The organism is Micromonospora yangpuensis (assembly GCF_900091615.1).
Lineage (GTDB): Bacteria > Actinomycetota > Actinomycetes > Mycobacteriales > Micromonosporaceae > Micromonospora > Micromonospora yangpuensis.
In genome coordinates, this window is sequence record NZ_FMIA01000002.1 from 6,327,769 (window position 1) to 6,345,450 (window position 17,682).

The following is a 17,682-nucleotide window of genomic DNA, read 5'->3' on the forward strand; positions in this document are numbered from 1 at the left end:
GGTACTCAGTCCACGTGCTTCGGACGACGGAGGGATTCGGGCAGCCGCAGGGCACCGCCGGCCCGGCCGGCGACGTACCGGCTGCGGTCCACCCGGGTCACGGCGGGCGCCGGCGCCGACCCACCGGCGGCGGCCGGCGGCGGACCGCCGGAGGCCGCCGAAGCAGCACCGTCGGCGGCGGTGGAGACCAGCGCGGCGAGCCGCGCCACGGTGGGGTCGTCGAAGAGCTGGTGCAGGGGTACGGCCACCCCGAAGCTGTCCCGCAACCGGATGACCAGCCGGGACATGGTCAGCGAGTCGCCGCCCAACTCGAAGAGGTTGTCGGTGCGACCGACCTCGACGCCGCCCAGCAGCTCACCGACCAGGGCGGCGATGTCCCGCTCGACCGGTCCGGCGGGCGGCTCGACCACCCGCCCCGTCGCCGCCTGCTCCGGGGCGGGCAGCGCGGCCCGGTCGACCTTGCCGTTCGCGGTGAGCGGCAACTCGTCCAGCCACACCAGGGTCGACGGGACCATGTACCCGGGCAGGGTCCGGGCCACCGAGGAACGCAGCCGGGCCCCGTCGGCCTGCCGGGTCGGGTCGTCCGCCGTGGGTGCGGTGGTGGCGGTCAGGTAGCCGACGAGCACCGGGGTCCGGCCGTCCCGCCGGTGCACGGTGACCGCGGCCCGCCGTACCCCGGGTTGGGCCTCGAACGCGGCCTCGATCTCACCCAGCTCGATCCGCAGCCCATTGAGCTTGACCTGCAGGTCGGTACGCCCGAGGTAGTCCAGCTGCCCGTCGGGGCGGTACCGCCCCAGGTCACCGGTGCGGTAGAGCCGCCCGCCGGGGGTCGCGCCGTACGGGTCGGGCAGGAACCTGGCGGCGGTCAGCCCGGGGCGGTGCAGGTAGCCGTGCGCCACCCCCGCACCACCGAGGTAGATCTCGCCGACCACTCCGGGCGGCACCGGCTGCATCGCGGCGTCCAGGACGTACACCTGGGTGTTGCCCACCGGCCGGCCGATCGGCACCGGGCCGGGGCCGCCGTCGACCCGGGCGGCGGCCGACCAGATCGTCGTCTCGGTCGGGCCGTACATGTTCCACACCTGGCCGGCGACGCCGGTCAGCCGCGCCGCGAGGGCGGCCGGCATCGCCTCGCCGCCGCACAGGGCGGTGATCGCGGCACCGTCGCGCCAGCCGGCGTCGAGCAGCAGCTGCCAGGTCACCGGGGTGGCCTGCAGGTGGGTGACGGCACCGTCGGTCAGCCGACGACGCAGTTCGTGGCCGTCGGCGGCGACGTCCCGGGTGACGATCTCGGTGCTGCCGCCGGTCACCAACGGCAGGAACAGTTCAAGTACGGCGATGTCGAAGGAGAAGGTGGTCACCGCCAGCATCCGGTGCCCGGGACCGAAGTCGAACAGCCTCCGCATGGCCGCCAGGAAGTTGACAAGCGCCCGGTGCGGTACCGCCACCCCCTTGGGCCGGCCGGTCGAGCCCGAGGTGTAGATGACGTACGCGCTGCTCTCGGGGGGTATCCGCACCACCGGCGGGCCGGGGTCCGCCGGGTCGGCGGTCGGTGTCGGAAGCCGCAGGGTCGGCAGGTCGGCGGCCGGGACCGCTGTTTCGGCGTCGGTGAGCAGCACGACGGGCCGCGCGTCGGCCACCATGAACGCCAACCGGTCCGCCGGCAGTTCCGGGTCGAGCGGCAGGTAGGCGGCCCCGGTACGCAGCACCGCCAACGCCGCCACCACCAGCGCGGCACCGCGTTCCAGGTGCAGCCCGACGATCCGGCCGGGCCCGGCGCCCGCCGCGACGAGCCGGTGCGCCAACCGGTTCGCCGCCCGGTCCAGCTCGGCGTAGCCGAGCCGGACGTCCGGGCCCCGCACGGCCGGGGCGTCCGGGGTACGCCGGGCCTGCCGGGCGACCTGACCGCCCAGGTCGTCGGCGGGCTGGAACGGCATCGCGGTGTCGTTCCAGGCGTGCAGCACGGTGTCCCGCTCGGCGACGTCGAGCATCGGCAGCGTCCCCACCGGACGGTCCGGTTCGGCGGCCAGGGCGGCGAGCAGGGTCCGCAACCGGGCGGTGAACCGGTCGGCGGTGGAGCGGTCGAACAGGGCGGTGTCGTACTGCAGCTGACCGTGCAGCCGGTCGCCGACCTCCGCCACGGTCAGGGTGAGGTCGAGCTGGCTGTGCCGCTGCGCCACCGGCACCGGGGTCATCCGGTGCGGCCCCATCGACAGCGCGGTCGCCGGCACCCCGGTGGCGAACCCGGCCAACGCCGTGGCCTGCGGGCCGACCGGGCGCATCAGGTTGAACAGCGCCTGCACCAGCGGGGCCCGGCTGGGATCGCGCGGCACCCGCAGCCCCCGGACCACCTCGGTCAACGGCAGTTCGGCGTGCCGCAGCGCCGCCCGGGTGGTGGCGTGCAGCCGGGCCAGCAGCGCGGTGCCGGGTTCGCCGGCCACGATCCGGCCGCGCATCACCACCGTGTTGACGAAGAACCCGACGGTACGCAGACCGCCCGCGCGCCGCCCGTGCACCGGTGAGCCGACGAGCACCTCCGGTTGCCCGGTGTGCCGGTGCAGCAGGATCTGGTAGGCCGCCAACAGCACGGTGTACAGGGTGGTGCCGGTGCGCTCGGCGAGCCCGCGTAGGGCTGCGGTGAGCTGCGGATCGAGGGAGAACCGGGCGGTGTCGCCGCCGAACTGCCGGACCGGTGGGCGCGGCCGGTCGGTGGGCAGGTCGAGGGTGGTCGGCGCGCCGTGCAACTCCGCGCGCCAGAACTCGCGCAGCTCGGTGCCGCGCGCCCCGGCGAGCCGCAGGTGCTGGTCGGCGGCGAGCTGCGGGAAGCCGGGCACCGGCCGTACCGGGGTGGGCCAGGCGGTGCCGGCCAGCGCGGCGGCGTACCGCTCGCCGAGTTCGGCGGCGACGATCTGCATCGACCACAGGTCGGCCACGAGGTGGTGGACGACCAGCAGCAGCAGCGGTCCGGCGGCACCGTCGTCGATCACGTCCACCCGCAGCACCGGCCCGGTGGCCAGGTCGAACGGCCGCTCGGCCAGCGACGTGACCAGCCGGTCGGTGTCGGTGCCCGCCGCCGGGCGGTGCCAGGTGACGTCCACCGGCGCGGGCGGTGCCACCCGCTGCACCACGTCACCGTCGACGGACGGGAAGGTGGTCCGCAGGGCCGGATGGTGGTTGACCAGGCCGGTCACCGCCTGCCGCAGCGGCTCCGGCTGCAGCGGGCCGTCCGACCGGGCGGCGACGACGATGGTGAAGGCGGTGCTGGCCGGGGCGAGCTGGTGGAGGAAGAACATCGCCTGCTGGTTCGGCGCGAGCGGATGGTCCCGCGACTCGCTGTCCGGCATCGTGAGCGCCCCACCTTCGCACCGCCACCCGCGACGGTCTCGCCCCGCGACGGTCTCGCGCAGCTCTCGCGGACGATTCCGCACCACCCTCGCTGACCGGCGGGCCGCCGACCATCGGGTCTTTCCCGGACTGGCCGGCCCGGCCGAGGCCGGCGAGAGTACGAACGCGCAGCTGCGTGCGGATCCGGATCAGTCACCCGCCGGAGCCGGTCGGCACGCCGACGGAGGAGTCCGATGACCGCCCGTCCCACCGAAGCCGTCAAGCCGGGTAACCGCGGTTGGAGCCGCGACTTCCGCCTGCTCTTCGCCAGCGACGCGACGGCCCAGCTGGGCTCCCAGGTCACCATGACGGTGCTGCCGCTGGTGGCGATCGCCCAGCTGGACGCCTCCGGCACCCAGTTGGGCGTGCTGCAGGCGTTGTACATGCTGCCGTTCCTGGCCCTGCCGTTGCTGGCCGGCGTCTGGATCGACCGCCGCAGCCGGCGCCCGGTGCTGATCCTCTGCGATCTCGTCCGGGCCGCGCTGGTGGTCACCGTGAGCGTCGCGGCCTGGCTGGGCGTGCTCACCCTCCCCCAGCTCTTCCTGATCGCCCTGCTCGGCGGCTGCCTGTCGGTGGTGTACGACATCAGTCTCCTCGCCTACGTCCCGACCATGGTCGGCCGCAGCCGCCTCGACGGGGCCAACAGCGCGCTCGGCGTCAACCAGGCGGTCGGCGGCACGGTCGGCCCCGCCCTCTCCGGCGTGCTGGTCCGGGTGATCGGCGGTCCGGCGACCCTGCTGGTGGACGCCGTCTGTTACCTGTTCTCCGGGCTGTCGTTGGCGCTGATCCGGCACCGGGAGCCGACGGAGACCCGTACCGGCCCACGCAACCTGCGCCGGGAGGTGGCCGAGGGGCTGCGCGCGGTCTGGCGGACGCCGCCGATCCGGGCGATCGTGGTGCACGCCGGCCTGTACAACCTCGGGATGGAGCTGCTGGCGATCGCGTTCCTGGTCCGCGTGGTGACCGACCTGGACCTGGGCACCTTCGTGTACGGCATGGTGCTGACCGCCGGCGGGGTGGGTGCCATCGGTGGCGCGCTGCTCGCCCCGGTGCTGATCCGGCGGATCGGCTACGGTCCGGCCGTCGGCGCCGGGGTGGTCCTCGGCGTGCTGGCCTACCTGGCGCTGCCGCTGGCCGGCACCGGGGGCACGGCGATCGTGGCCTGGTCGGCGGGCTTCCTGCTCGGCTCGGCGGGCAGCGGGATCGGCAGCGTCGTCGCGGTGACGGTGCGCCAACTGCTCACCCCGTCGGAGCTGCACGCCCGGATGAACGCCAGCTACCGGCTCATCGCGTTCGGCGGGATCCCGGTCGGCGCACTGGCCGGTGGCGTGCTCGTCGACGCGCTCGGCTCGCGTACCACGATGGGGATCGCGGTGGCGGTGGTCGCGCTGTCGGCGGTGCCGGTCCTCACCCGACCGGTCCGCACGCTGCGCAGACTGGACGGGCCGGACGGGGGTGGGTTCAAGGCTTGACCGGGGTCTCCCAGTGTGCGGCAGCGGCCAGCTGCCGCACCGTGTGCTCGCCCATCAGCGCCTCCACCGGCAGGCTGAGGCCGGACTCGCGGGCCGCCATCACCACCCGTACGGCACGTAGCGAGTTGCCGCCCCGGGCGTAGAACTCGTCGTCCACGTCGACCACCGCGACGTCGAGCACCTCCCGCCAGAGCCGGGCGATCAGCTGCTCGGCGGGGGACTGCGGGGCCCCGCCGGTACCCGCCGACGGTGCCCCGGCCGGTGCCCCGGTCGAGGCCGGTTCCTCCGGGTAACCGGGGCCGTCCCCCCGCGCGCCGACCGCCGAGGTGATCGCGCAGGGCAGCGCGGCGGTGTCGAGGTCCGGGTCGTCGGCCGCCGCCGACAGCACGTCGAGGAACGAGCGGGCCAGCAGCTCGGCGGTGCGTTGCTCGAAGAGGTCCGCCGACACCGCGAAGGAGGCGACCAGGGTGTCGTTCTCCGTCGCCAGCTCGGTCAGCACGTCGAACTCGATGTGCGTCACCGGGACCGGCACCTGCTCGACGGTGAGGTCCCCCATCCGGCCCAGCCGTGGGAAGGGGGTGTTGTTGAGGCCGAACATCGCCCGCGCCAGCGGCAGCCGGCCGGCCCGTCGGCGTACCCCGGCCACCTCGACGATCCGCTCGTACGGCGGCTCGGCGTTGGCCAGCGCGGCCAGCCACCGGTCACGCACCTCGCCGAGCAGCTCGCGGAAGGTCGACGTGCCGCCGACCGGCACCCGCAGCGGCAGGGTGTTGACGAAGAACCCGATCACCGGCTCGACCTCGGCCTGGTCCCGGCCCGCCACCGGTACCGCGACGACCACCTCGGGCTGCCCGCTCCACCTGGCCAGCACGACCGCGTACGCGGTGAGCATCAGCATGAAGTCGGTGACCGAGGCGTCGACGCCCGAGCGCAACCGGTGCAGCACCTCGGCCGGCACCCGGCTGACCGCGGTGTGCGCCGTGGCCTGCGGCTCCGCCGGGTACGGCAGGTCCGGCGGCAGCCGCAGCGGGGCCGCCCCGGCGAGCTGCCCGCGCCAGAAGTCGAGCTGCCGGGTGAGCGACTCCGAGCCGGCCGTCTCGCGCTGCCAGACGGCGAAGTCCGCGTACTGCACCGCCAGCTCGGGCATCTCGACAGGCGTCCCCTCGCGGTGCGCGGCGTACAGGACGCCCAGCTCCCGGACGAGCACGCCGAGCGACCAGCCGTCGGCGACCGCGTGGTGCACCACGATCACCAGGAGGTGTTCCTGCGGGGCGAGCCGCAGCAGGCGGCAGCGGATCAGCGGGCCGACGCCGACGTCGAACGGCTCCCGGACGGCCGCCGCGACCGCCGCCGACGCATCGTCGACCGGCTCCACCACCTCCAGCGGTACCGGCACCGAGTCGCGGATGAGCTGGCACACCGCGCCCTGCTCCATCCGCAGCACCGTCCGCAGCGCCTCGTGCCGCTCGACGATCTCGGTCAGGCAGCGCTGCAGCACCGCCACGTCGAGCGGGCCGCGCAGCCGTGCCGTCGCCGGCACGTGGTACAGCGGCGAACCGGGCTGGAGCTGCTCCACCAGCCACAACCGCTCCTGACCGAACGAGGCGGGCAGCAGGTAGGCGTCGTCAGACATGTCACGCTCTCCGGTCGGTGGGGTCGGCGGGACGGGTGACCCGGTACCGCTCGCGGGACACCCGGCCGATGGTCGGCGGGGCCGGTGCGGACCCGCCGTCTGCTCGCGCGGCCCGGACCGCCGCGGCCATCCCGGCCACCGTCGGCGCGGCGAAGACCACCGGCAGGGCCACCTCGACCCCGAGCACGGTACGGACCCGGGTCAGGATCCGTACCGCGACGATGGAGTGGCCACCGAGCGCGAAGAAGTCGTCGTGCGCGCCGACCCGGTCGACGTCCAACACCTCCGCCCAGATGGCGGCCACCGCGCGTTCGGTGTCGTCCCGGGGGGCGACGAAGGCCTGCGGCGACGTCGGCGCGGCGACCGGCAGCGCGGCGCGGTCCAGCTTGCCGTTGGCGTTCAGCGGCCACCCGTCGAGCACGGTGACGGTGGCGGGCAGCAGCGCGGCGGGCAGCCGGTCCCGCAGGTGGGCCCGGAGCACCGCCGGCAACTCAGGTGCCCGGGTGGCCCCGTCCGGGCAGGTCACCCAGGCCAGCAGCAGCGCGGCGCCGTCCGGTCCGGGCCGGACGTCGACCACGGCCGAGGCCACGTCGGCATGGTCGGCCAGGGTCGCCTCGATCTCGCCAGGTTCGATCCGGACGCCCCGGATCTTCACCTGCCGGTCCAGCCGGCCCAGGTAGTCGAGCGTCCCGTCGGGCAGCCAGCGGACCCGGTCACCGGTACGGTACGCCCGCGCGCCGGGCGGACCGAACACGTCGGGTACGAAGCGTTCGGCGGTCGCCGCCGGGCGGTTCCAGTACCCCCGGGCCACGGCCACCCCGGCGATCAGCAGCTCACCCGGCACCCCGACCGGCACCGGCTGGCCGTGGCCGTCCACCACGTGCAGGCGTACCCCGGCGATGGGACGGCCGATCGGCACCCGTGGCCCGTCCTCGGGGCGGCACCGGTGCCAGCTCACGTCGACGGCCGCCTCGGTGGGGCCGTACAGGTTGAACACGGCGGCACCGGGCAGCTCCCGGGCACAGGCGGCGACCAGCGACGGGGGCAGCTCCTCGCCGCTGCAGACCACCCGGCGCAGCGCCCCGCCGCAGTCCGCCGCCGCGCCGGCGGCCAGGAAACCCGCAAGCATCGACGGTACGAAGTGGACGGTGGTCACCCGGTGCTCGGCGATCGTGGCGGCCAGCCGGGCGGGATCGCGGTGTGCGCCCGGCTCGGCCAGCACGCACTGCGCGCCCACGAGCAGCGGCCAGAACAGCTCCCACACCGATACGTCGAAGCCCAGCGGGGTCTTCTGCAGCACCGCCTCGCCCGGCTGCAACCCGAACGCCTGCTGCATCCAGAGCAGCCGGTTGACCACCGCCCGGTGGGTGTTCATCGCCCCCTTCGGGCGGCCGGTGGAGCCGGAGGTGTGCAGCACGTACGCCAGGTCACCGGGGGTGGCCACCGGCTCGGGGCGGTGCTGCGCAAGGTCGTCGGCGGCCACCTCGGCCCCGTCGAGTTCCAGCACCGGCGTGCCCTCGGGCACCGCTGCGGTGACCGCCGCCCGGTGCCGGGCGACGGTGAGCACGACCGGCACCGCCACGTCGGCACCGATCTGGGCGAGCCGGGCCGGCGGGTGCTCCGGGTCGAGCGGCACGTACGCGCCACCGGCCTTGAGCACCCCGAGCAGGGCGACCAGCAGGTACGGCCCGCGGGGCAGCGCGACACCCACCGGCCGGTCCGGTCCGATCCCCCGGGCCCGCAGCAGGTGCGCCAGCCGGTTCGCCGCGGTGTCCAGCTCGGCGTAGCTGAGCCGGTGCCCGCCGGAGCGCACCGCCACCTGGTCGGGCCAGCGGTCGGCGGCCACCTCGACCAGGCCGTGCACGGTGGCCTCGGACCCCTCCGTCGGCGGACCGCCCGAGCCGAACCGCTCGACGACCTCGATGCGTTCGGCCGGGGAGAGCAGCGGCAGGTCCGCCAGCCGGGTGTCGGCGGTGGCGTGGGTCAGGACGGTCCGCAGGCCGGCCGCGAAGCGGACGGCGGTGTCGGGGTCGAAGAGTTCGGTACTGTACTCGACGGTCCCGTCGAGACCGCCGTCCGGCGCGGTGGCCAGCTCCACGGAGAGGTCGAACTTCGCGGTGCCGGTCTCCACCGGGAAGAACCGGACCTCCAGCTCACCGACCCGCACCCGGCGTACCGGGCGGTCCTCGTAGCTGATCAGGTGTCCCACGATCGGCGGTCGGCCACCGCTGTCGCGTTCCGGCCGGAGCCGCTCCACCAGCAGGTCGAACGGCACCGCGCTGTGCTGGTGCGCATCCAGCAGCGTGTCCCGGGCCTGCTCCAGCAGGTCGACGAAGCGGTCCGCCGGGTCCAGTCGCAACCGCAGCGGCAACGTGTTGACCAGGCACCCGACCACACCGGCCAGCTCCGGCCGGTGGCGTCCCGCGTGCGGGGTGCCGAGCACCACGTCGTCCTGGCCGGCCCAGCGGCCGGCGACGACCGCCGTCCCCGCCAGGGCGGCCAGGAAGGGACTCGCCCGGTGTTCGGCGGCGAGCGCCGCCAACCGGCCCGCGACCCGCGGCTCGATCGAGAACCGGTGGGTGTCGCCGGCCGAGGTCGGTTGGAGCGGGCGGGGCCGGGTGGTCGGCAGCTCCAGCAGGGGCGCGTCGGCGAGCTTCGCCCGCCAGTGGTCGAGCTGGCTGGCCGCCTCGGCGGAGGCCAGCCAGCCGGGCTCCCAGCACGCCACATCCCCCAGTTGCAGGCCCGACCGCGACTCGGACTGCGCACCGCCGGCCCCCTCGGCGTACGCGTCGAGGAGCTGCCGGAGCAGCAGGTCGAGCGACCACCCGTCGGCGACGATGTGGTGCAGGACGACTACCAGCAGGTGGTCGTCGTCGGCCAGGCGCAGCAGGCGGCACCGCAGCGGCGGGCCGGCGGGCAGGTCGAACGGCTCCCGGGCGATCTCCCGGGCCAGGCGCAGCGCGGTCTGCTCGACCTCGGCCGGGGTACCCGCCAACGGCTGCGCGGGCAGCTCGATCAGGCGCGGTGCCGCGGCGGGCAGCTGGGTCGCGATGCCGTCCGGGCCGGGCGGGAAGACGGTACGCAGCGCCTCGTGCCGGCGGACCAGGGTGGTCAGCGCGGTGGCCAACGCGGCCACGTCCAGTGGTCCGCGCAGCCGGGCCCCGGCGGCGATGTGGTAGACCGGGCTGCCACCGGAGAGCCGGTCGAGGAACCACAGCCGGCGCTGGGCGTACGACAGCGGCGCGTCCGGTCCGGTGCGCGGGGTGACGCCGGCCGGTCCCCGCCGCACGCCACGCTGGGCGGCCAGCCGGGCCAGCAGTTCCCGTCGGTCGTCGGTGAGCCACCCCGGTCCCGTCGACATCTCAGCCACCCACCGCTCCGGAGCCGCCGGCATCCGCCGTCGCCCGGCGGATCAGGGCGTCCGCCGCGGTTCGGCGCAGCTGGGCGGGGGTGCCCCACCAGCCGGCGTCGACCACCGCCCGACGGAAGTAGAGCTGGGCGTCGCTCGCCTCGGTCAGCCCGTACGCGCCGTGCAGGTGCACCGCCTCGGCGGCGGTCTCCCGGGCCAGCTCCGCGGCGAGCATCAGCGCCTGGGCCCCGGCCAGCACCGGGTCGGCGTACGCCGGGTCACCCAGGGGTGTCGGGCCGTCGGCGCGGGCGGCGCGGCGGACGAGGGCGAGCACGGCGTGCCGGCGGGCGGTGAGCGCCGCCAGGCGGAACGACAACGCCTGGTTGCGCGCCAGCGGCTGGCCGAAGGCGGAACGGGACCGCAACCGGGCGGTGGTCAACTCGACCGCACCACGGGCGGCGCCGAGGAGGTAGGCGGCGTGCCGCAGCCGGGCCCGGCCGATCGCCTCGGCGTACCGGCTGCCGTGCCAGCAGCCACCGGGCAGGGTCGCGGCACCGTCCAGGTCCACCCGGTAGAGGTCGCCCCGGCCGGTGTCGTCGTGCCGACGCAGGCGCACCCCGGGCTGGTCCCGGGGCACCAGTCGCAGCTCGGTGCCGGCCGGGCCGGGTGCCGGCACCAGCAGCAGGTCGCAGTCGGCGGCGAAGGCGACGAACCGGCGTACCCCGTGGATCCGGTCGTCGTCGACGGTGACCGGGTCGGGCACGGCCGGGTCGGTGCGGCCGTCGGTGCGGGGGGCCACCGCGACGGCACACCGACCGGCGGCGATCGCGACCCGCACCTCGCGCGCCGCCGGGCTGTCAGCCTCGGCCGTGGCGAGCAGCTCCGCGGTGAGCACGGTGTCCGGGTACGGGCTCTGCAGCAGGCTCTCGCCCATCAGCTCGGCCAGCTCCACCAGCTCCGGCAGCGGCTCCGGCCGGTGCGCGCCGGCGTCCGGGTCGGCCCAGGCCAGCGCGCCGAGACCGACCAGGCTCTGCCAGACCGCCTGCCGGGCGACCCGGTCGTCCGGGTCGACGGCCGCGTCGGCTCCCGCACCCATCGGGCGTTCACCGAGCCGGCGCAGGGTGGGCACCAGCTCGGGGTCGAACAGCTCCCGGTAGTCGGCGCTCACTGCAGCTCCAGCCCGCTGGTCGCGATCAGGTACAACATGATCTCCGAGGTGCCGGAGGCCAGCCGCTGGGTGGGGCTGGCCCGGTAGGCGGCCTCCAGCAACCCCTCCTGCGGTGCCTCGCCGTCCCAGGCCGACAGCGCCAGGTCCAGGCCGAGGCCGTCACCGGCCGCCGCCATCACGTCCCGGACCTGCTCGGTGACGAACCACTTGGCCATCGCCGAGCGCACCGGATCGGGCTCGCCGCGCGCCAGGTCGGCGACCATCTCCCAGGCCAGCGCGTGCCCGGCGCGCAGCCGGGCGTCGAGGTCGGCCAGCCGGTCGGCGTACGCCGGATCGTCGAGCGCGCCGGTCGCCGCCGCCTGCCGCACCAGCAGCTCGAACTGGCGGCGGGTCTTGGCGTGGAAGTCGATGCCGGTGCGTTCCCGCAGCAGCAGTTCGTTGATCAGCTGCCAGCCGTCGTCCGGGCGGCCCACCACGTCGTCGGCGGTCAACCGGACGCCGTCGATCACGACCAGGGTGAACTGGTCGTTGCCGATGCCGGGCACGGTCTCGATGTGCACGCCCGCCGAGCGCAGCGGCAGCAGGAACAGCGTGATCCCGTGGAACGGCACCGGGCTCTCGGTGGTCCGGGCGGCGCAGAGCGCCACCTCGGCGAACTGCGACTTCTGGTTGTAGATCTTGGAGCCGGTGAGCCGCCAGCCGTCGCCGTCGGGTTCGGCGCGGGTGCGCAGCGCGGCCAGGTCGGAGCCGGCCTCCGGCTCGGTGAAGAGCACGGTCGCCATCCGCTCGCCCCGGGCCAGCGCGGGCAGGTGCGCGGCGCGCTGGGCGTCCGAGCCGTGTCGCAGCACGAACGCGCCTACCAGGTCGATGCTCAGCACGTGCAGGTCGTCCGGTACCCCGGCCAGCCCCATCTCCTCGGTGACGACCGCCGCCTCCGTCGGGCCGAGGTCGGCGCCGCCGTACCGGGTGGGCCAGTCGGCCGCGAGCCAGCCCCGCTCGCCCAGCCACCGGTAGATGTCCAGCAGCGCGGGTTCCCGGCCGGCCGGATAGCGGGCGATCTCGACCACCGCGTCCCGGACCCGTGGCTCGGCCAGGAACCGCCGGACCTCGGCGCGGAACCGCCCGGTGTCGCCGCTCACCGCCGCTCCCCGCGCTCCGACGCGTCCGACTCCGACGCGACTGTCTCCGGCGCGTCCAGGTCCGACGCGGCCGGGTCCGACGCGGCCGGGTCGGGCGGGGCCGCCTCCAGGGTGGCCAGCAGGTCGGCCAGCTCGTCGTCCGAGGCGGCGGCCAGCTCCTGCTCCTCGACCAGCTCGGCGAGCTGGGCGATGGTCGCGCCGACGAAGACGTCCCGCAGGCTCAGCGTCACCCCGAACCGGTCCCGGATCCGGGACACCAGCTGGGTGGCCTGCAGCGAGTTGCCGCCGACGGCGAAGAAGCTGTCGTGCACCCCGAAGCCGTCGGTGCTCAGCAGCTCGGCCCAGATCTCGGCGAGCACGACCTCGGTGGGGGTGCGGGGCGCCACCGTCGGCACCGGGGCGGGGCCGCCGCCCGATTCCGCGAGGAGCCGGTTGCGGTCGAGTTTGCCGCTGGCCCCCCGGGGCAGCTCGGGCAGCTCCACGAGCTGCCCCGGCACCAGGTACGCCGGCAGCCGCTCGGCCAGAAACTGACGCAGCCTGGCCTGGTCCAACGTGGTGCCCGGCACCGGCACCACGTAGGCCACCAGCCGCGCGTCGGCACCGCTGCCCCGGGCCAGCACGGCCACCTCGGCGACCTGCGGGTCCGCCCCCACCGCGTGTTCGATCTCGCTCGGCTCGATGCGCAGCCCGCGCAGTTTGATCTGGTTGTCCACCCGACCCAGGAACTCCAGGTTCCCGTCGGCCCGACGACGCACCAGGTCGCCGGTGCGGTACAGCCGGCCACCGGGCGCGCCGAACGGATCCGGTACGAAGCGTTCGGCGGTCAGCCCCGGCCGGCCCACGTACCCGCGGGCGACCCCGACGCCGCCGACGTACAGCTCGCCGGGTACGCCGACGGGTACCAGGTTGCCGGCCGGGTCGAGGACGTACGCGGTGTAGTTCGCCAGCGGCACCCCGATCGGCGGCATCGACTCGTGGTGCTCGTCGGGGCACCGGTAGTTGATGCAGGCGACGGTGGCCTCGGTCGGGCCGTACCCGTTGTGGAACTCGCGGTCCTTGGTGTTCCACCGGTTGACCAGCTCACCGGGGAAGGGCTCCAGGCCGACGAAGAGGGTCCGCAGCGCGGGCAGCCCGGTCGGGTCGAGCAGGCCGAGCACCGCCGGCGGCAGGTCGGTGACGGTGACCTGCTCGTCGCGCATCAGCGCGGTCAACGCCGCCGGGTCCAGCAACGTCGTCCGGGGTGCCTGCACCAGGGTGGCCCCGCTGCACAGGGCGCTGAAGAAGTCGAAGAGGCTCACGTCGAAGGACGGGTTGGCGAACTGCAGCACCCGGTCACCCGGACCGAGCCGGAACAGCTCGACGATCGCGGTGGTGAAGTTGACGATGCTGCGGTGCTCGACGGCGACGCCCTTGGGCCGCCCGGTCGAGCCGGACGTGAAGATCACGTACGCCAGGTCGCCGGGCCCGGCGACCGAATCAAGCCGACCGCCGGGCCCGGCGACCGGATCAAGCCGACCACCGGGCAGTTCGCGGTGGGCGGGGTCAGCGGCGAGCACCGGTACCGTCTCCGGCGGCAGGTCGGCGGCGAACTCGGCGGCGGTGACCACGTGCCGGCAGCCCGCCTCGGCCAGCAGGGTGGCCCAGCGGGCCGGCGGATGGTCCGGGTCCAGCGGCAGGTACGCCCCGCCGGCCTTGAGCACGGCCAGCATCGCGGTCGGCAGCTCGGGCGAGCGGGGCAGCAGGATCGCCACCGGTGTCTCCGGGCCGACCCCGGCGGTCCGCAGCGCCCGCGCCAGCCGGTTGGCGGCGGCGTCCACCTCGCCGTAGGTGTGGGTGGCACCCTGCCAGCGCAGGGCCGGCGCCTGCGGGTCGGCGTCGACCCGGTCCTCGAAGAGCTGGTGCAGGCAGCGCTCCCGGTCGGGCGGCCCGGTCTGGGTGTCGTTGGCGGTGACCACCAGCGCGTGCCGCTCGTCGGCGGTGAGCAACGGCAGCTGCGACAGGCGTCGCCCCGGCTCGTCGACCACGCCGGCGAGCAGCGTCAGGTAGTGCCCGAAGAGCCGGGAGATCCGGTCCGGCTCGAACAGCTCGGTGGAGAACTCGGCCCACAGCCGCATGCCCGCGCCGGGCGTCTCGGTCACCTGCACCGCCAGGTCGAAGCGGGCCGTGCCCAGCTCCAGCGGGAAGAGTTCCGCACCCACGTCGGCGAAGCGCGCCGACCCGGCGGACGCGGTCTCCATCGTGAACGACACCTGGAACAGCGGGTTGCGGCTGGGGTCGCGCTCCGGCCGCAGCTCGTCCACCAACCGACCGAACGGCAGGTCCTGGTGGAAGTGCGCGCCCAGCACGGTCTCGTTCGTCCGGGCCAGCAGCTCGGTGAAGGCCGGGTCACCTTCGGTGGAGGTACGCAGCACCAGGGTGTTGGCGAAGAACCCGATCAGCGGCTCGATCTCCGGGCTGGTCCGGCCGGAGAAGACCGACCCGATCACCAGGTCCCGCTGACCGGTGTACCGGGACAGCACCGCGGTGAACCCGGCCAGCAGCACGGTCAACAGGGTCACCCGCTCGGTACGGGCCAGCGCCACGAGCCGGGAGTGCAGCTCGGTGGGGATCACCGTCTCCAGGGTCGACCCGGCACCGGTCGGTACCACCGGTCGTGGCCGGTCGGTCGGCAGGTCCAGGGTGGGCAGCCCGGCGAGCCGGTCCCGCCAGTAGCCGAGCTGCTTCTCCAGCACCTCGCCGGTCAGCCGGCCACGCTGCCAGACGGCGTAGTCGGCGTACTGCACGGGCAGCGCGGGCAGCGGACCGGCGACACCGGTCAGCTCCCGCTGGTACAGGGTGATCAGGTCGCGCAGCAGGATCTCCGCGGACCAGCCGTCGAAGGCGATGTGGTGCAGGGCGAGCACGAGCACGTGGTCGTCGTCGGCGATCCGGATCAAACTGGGCCGGAACACCGGGCCGGTGCCCAGGTCGATCGGTTCCCGGGCCACGGCGGTGACGATCTCGGCGGCGCCGGCGACCCCGGTCGCCTCGACCACGTCCAGCTCCGTCGCCTCCGGTGCCGGGTCGACGATCTGGTACGGCACCCCGCGCTCGGCCGCGTACCGGGTGCGCAGCACCTCGTGCCGGTCGACCAGGGCGGTCAACGCCCGACCCAGCGCACCGACGTCGACCGCCCGGCGCAGCCGGATGGCCACCGGCGAGTTGTAGACCGGCAGACCGGGGGCCCACTGGTCGAGGAACCAGAGCCGTTGCTGGGCGAACGACAACGGCAGCGGCCGGTCCCGACGGGCCGGGGTGATGGTGGCACCGGTCGCCCGGGTGGCCTGCCGCTGCCGCTCCCGGACCGCCAGCAGCGCGCGGCGGGTGTCGGCCAGGCTGGGCACCGGTGCGCCGGCGCTGGGGGTACTTCCGGCGGAGGTCGACATGCGCTAGCTCCCGGCGGGGGTTCGGACCGGCTCGGACAGGGTGACCGTGGTGCCCTGGCCGGCCAGGGCCGCGGTCAACGGGCCGGTGCGCCGGCCGTCGGCGATCAGCACCCGGCCGACCCCGGCGAGCAGCGCGTCGTGGGCCGCCTGCAACTTGACGGTCATGCCCGCCCCGGCGATCTCCGGCGACGGTGGCTCGGCCGGGGACAGCTCCAGCCGCCCGACGACGCTCGTCTCGTCCGCCGGGTCGCGCAGCAGGCCGGGCGCGCCGGTGAGGAAGACCAGCTCGGCCGCGCCGAGCGCGCCGGCCAGCGCGGTGGCGACCCGGTCGGCGTCCACGTTCACCGGGTGGCCGTCCTCGCCCAGCGCCGGTGGCGACACCACGGGCACCACGTCGGCGGCGAAGAGCGTCCGGAGGAGCTGCGGGTCCACCCGGGTCAGCCGACCGTTGTGGTCGTCGCGGATGACGACCTTGCGCCCGTCGAGCACGGCCCGGTGCACCGCGGTACGGCGCGCGGTGAGCAGTCCGGCGTCCAGCCCGGTCAGGCCCACCGCGCGGGCCCCGGCACGGGCCAGCGCGGCCAACAGCCCCGGCTTGACCTTGCCGGCGAGCGCCATGGTCAGCACCTCCAGGGTGGCCGGGTCGGTATACCGGCTGGACGACCCGCTGGGGGTGGTCAACCGGCGCTGCGGCAGGCCGAGCCGCGCCGCGAGCCGGTCCAGCTCCGCCGCGCCGCCGTGCACGAGCAGCACCCGCCGCCCGTTCCGCTGCAACGCCGCGATCTCGGCGCACAACGCGTCGTGCGCGATCGTGGCGGCCCCGCCGCACTTGACCACGGTGATCTGGTCGTCCATCATGCCCCCGCCTAGATCGGATGCAACCCGAGGAATTCCAGCCCACGGCGTTCGGGCAGCCCCATCCGGACGTTGAGGCACTGCACGGCGTTGCCCGCGCCGCCCTTGCCGAGGTTGTCCAGCGCGGCGATCAGGACCAGCTCGCCGTGCGCGGCGTCGAACGAGAACCCCACGTCGCAGTAGTTGGTGCCGAGCAGGATCTTCGGCTCGGGCAGGCGGTAGTTGCCCCGGCGCTGGGCGATGACCCGGACGAACGGCTCGTCGGCGTACCGGGCGCGGTAGGCGGTGCGGATGTCCAGCTCGGTCAGCCCGTCCGCCGGGGTGACCCGGCACAGCACCTGGGCCCCGCGTACCGCGTCGACCCCGGTCGCGCCCATCCGCACGGACAGGCCGGTGGCCTGGGCGATCTCCGCCTCGTGCCGGTGCCCCGACGGCGCGAAGACCCGCAGCACGCCGGCCCGCTCGGCGTGCTGGTTGACCTCACCTGCCTGCGAGCCCGAGCCACTCGACCCGATCCGCCCGTCGACCAGGACGTCCGGGCCGATCAGGCCGGCGGCGGCCAGCGGTTGCAGGGCCAGGATCGCCGCCGTCGCCATGCAGCCCGGCACCGCGATGGTGTCCGCCTTGGTGAGCGCGGCGCGGTGCAGCTCCGGCAGACCGGGTACGGCCACCGCCGCCAGCTCGGGCGACGGGTGCTCGCCGCCGTAGTACCGCCGGTACGTGGCCGGGTCGGCCAGCCGCAGCTCCGGACCGATGTCGATGAGCACCGCACCGGCGTTCACCCGGGCCCGTACCGCGTCGCTCATCGCCGCTCCCGGCGCGGCGAGCAGCAGCACGTCGCAGTCGGGCAGCCGGTCGTGCGGCGCGTACGTCAGGTCGGTGTGCCCGCGCAGGGTCGGATGGTTGCCGTCGACCCGACGCCCGGCCAGCCGGTCCGAGGTGGCGGCGACGACCGTGACGTCCGGGTGCGGAATCAGCATCCGCAGCAGCTCACCGCCGATGTACCCGGCTCCGCCGACGACGGCGACGTCGACCACTACTCGCCCCAGTCCTCGTCCACGTCCGGCGCGACCGCGATCAACAGCGGGTCCACGGACATCACCTCGATCTCGGCGCGGCACTCGGGGCACTCCAGGATCTCGTTGAGCTGCACGCTCTCCGGCACCGAGATGCCGCCACCGCACTGCGGGCATGCCGACATGCTGATCAGTCCTTCCACTGCGGACGGGACGGCCCCGCGGGGAGCCGTCGCCCGGT

At 75.1% G+C, this 17,682-nt stretch carries 10 protein-coding genes; 1 reads left to right on the top strand and 9 read right to left on the bottom strand.

What is annotated here, in order from left to right; genetic code table 11:
* Nucleotides 1-5 precede the first annotated feature (5 nt).
* Nucleotides 6-3,344: a non-ribosomal peptide synthetase gene (locus GA0070617_RS28680; protein ID WP_091445410.1), complete on the bottom strand. Its 3,339-nt coding sequence runs from the start codon at nucleotides 3,342-3,344 to the stop codon at nucleotides 6-8.
* 234 nt (nucleotides 3,345-3,578) lie between these two features.
* Here GA0070617_RS28680 and GA0070617_RS28685 point away from each other — a divergent pair, with 234 nt between their 5' ends.
* Nucleotides 3,579-4,856, top strand: a complete 1,278-nt coding sequence (locus GA0070617_RS28685; RefSeq protein ID WP_091445413.1) for an MFS transporter — start codon at nucleotides 3,579-3,581, stop codon at nucleotides 4,854-4,856.
* On the opposite strand, the gene GA0070617_RS28690 is transcribed toward GA0070617_RS28685, so the two are convergent.
* Genes GA0070617_RS28690 through lysW form a run of 8 tightly spaced genes read right to left on the bottom strand, consistent with a single transcriptional unit; the run spans nucleotide 4,846 to nucleotide 17,626 of the window.
* The gene (locus tag GA0070617_RS28690) at nucleotides 4,846-6,489 is read right to left on the bottom strand and encodes a condensation domain-containing protein (RefSeq protein WP_091445416.1); all 1,644 of its coding nucleotides are present in this window, start codon (nucleotides 6,487-6,489) and stop codon (nucleotides 4,846-4,848) included. The two genes, GA0070617_RS28685 and GA0070617_RS28690, sit on opposite strands and share 11 nt — an antisense overlap.
* Before the next feature lies 1 nt (nucleotide 6,490).
* A complete protein-coding gene (locus GA0070617_RS28695) occupies nucleotides 6,491-9,850 on the bottom strand; it encodes a non-ribosomal peptide synthetase (protein WP_175440700.1) in 3,360 nt (1,119 codons plus the stop codon).
* A gap of 1 nt (nucleotide 9,851) precedes the next feature.
* Nucleotides 9,852-11,006: an acyl-CoA dehydrogenase family protein gene (locus GA0070617_RS28700; RefSeq protein ID WP_091445420.1), complete on the bottom strand. Its 1,155-nt coding sequence runs from the start codon at nucleotides 11,004-11,006 to the stop codon at nucleotides 9,852-9,854.
* On the bottom strand, nucleotides 11,003-12,145 hold the full coding sequence (locus GA0070617_RS28705; protein ID WP_091445422.1) for an acyl-CoA dehydrogenase family protein: 1,143 nt from the start codon (nucleotides 12,143-12,145) through the stop codon (nucleotides 11,003-11,005). Before GA0070617_RS28705 ends, GA0070617_RS28700 begins: the two co-directional genes overlap by 4 nt.
* On the bottom strand, nucleotides 12,142-15,570 hold the full coding sequence (locus GA0070617_RS28710) for a non-ribosomal peptide synthetase (protein WP_091445424.1): 3,429 nt from the start codon (nucleotides 15,568-15,570) through the stop codon (nucleotides 12,142-12,144). The genes GA0070617_RS28705 and GA0070617_RS28710 overlap by 4 nt, the downstream gene beginning before the upstream one ends.
* Nucleotides 15,571-15,573: 3 nt before the next feature.
* Nucleotides 15,574-16,428: a [LysW]-aminoadipate kinase gene (locus tag GA0070617_RS28715; RefSeq protein WP_217628884.1), complete on the bottom strand. Its 855-nt coding sequence runs from the start codon at nucleotides 16,426-16,428 to the stop codon at nucleotides 15,574-15,576.
* Between the two features lie 8 nt (nucleotides 16,429-16,436).
* Nucleotides 16,437-17,462, bottom strand: coding sequence for an N-acetyl-gamma-glutamyl-phosphate reductase (argC, locus tag GA0070617_RS28720; protein ID WP_091445426.1), 1,026 nt, complete (start codon nucleotides 17,460-17,462; stop codon nucleotides 16,437-16,439).
* Nucleotides 17,462-17,626 (bottom strand): lysine biosynthesis protein LysW, encoded by a 165-nt coding sequence (gene lysW / locus GA0070617_RS31905; RefSeq protein ID WP_091445428.1) that lies wholly within the window; start codon nucleotides 17,624-17,626, stop codon nucleotides 17,462-17,464. Before lysW ends, argC begins: the two co-directional genes overlap by 1 nt.
* Nucleotides 17,627-17,682 lie beyond the last annotated feature (56 nt).

Bases quoted from the DNA above. Each gene is read 5' to 3' on its own strand.
- GA0070617_RS28680 (WP_091445410.1), bottom strand. From the start codon at position 3,344: ATGCCGGACAGCGAGTCGCGGGACCATCCGCTCGCGCCGAACCAGCAG.
- GA0070617_RS28685 (WP_091445413.1), top strand. From the start codon at position 3,579: ATGACCGCCCGTCCCACCGAAGCCGTCAAGCCGGGTAACCGCGGTTGG.
- GA0070617_RS28690 (WP_091445416.1), bottom strand. From the start codon at position 6,489: ATGTCTGACGACGCCTACCTGCTGCCCGCCTCGTTCGGTCAGGAGCGG.
- GA0070617_RS28695 (WP_175440700.1), bottom strand. From the start codon at position 9,850: ATGTCGACGGGACCGGGGTGGCTCACCGACGACCGACGGGAACTGCTG.
- GA0070617_RS28710 (WP_091445424.1), bottom strand. From the start codon at position 15,570: ATGTCGACCTCCGCCGGAAGTACCCCCAGCGCCGGCGCACCGGTGCCC.
- GA0070617_RS28715 (WP_217628884.1), bottom strand. From the start codon at position 16,428: ATGATGGACGACCAGATCACCGTGGTCAAGTGCGGCGGGGCCGCCACG.
- lysW (WP_091445428.1), bottom strand. From the start codon at position 17,626: ATGTCGGCATGCCCGCAGTGCGGTGGCGGCATCTCGGTGCCGGAGAGC.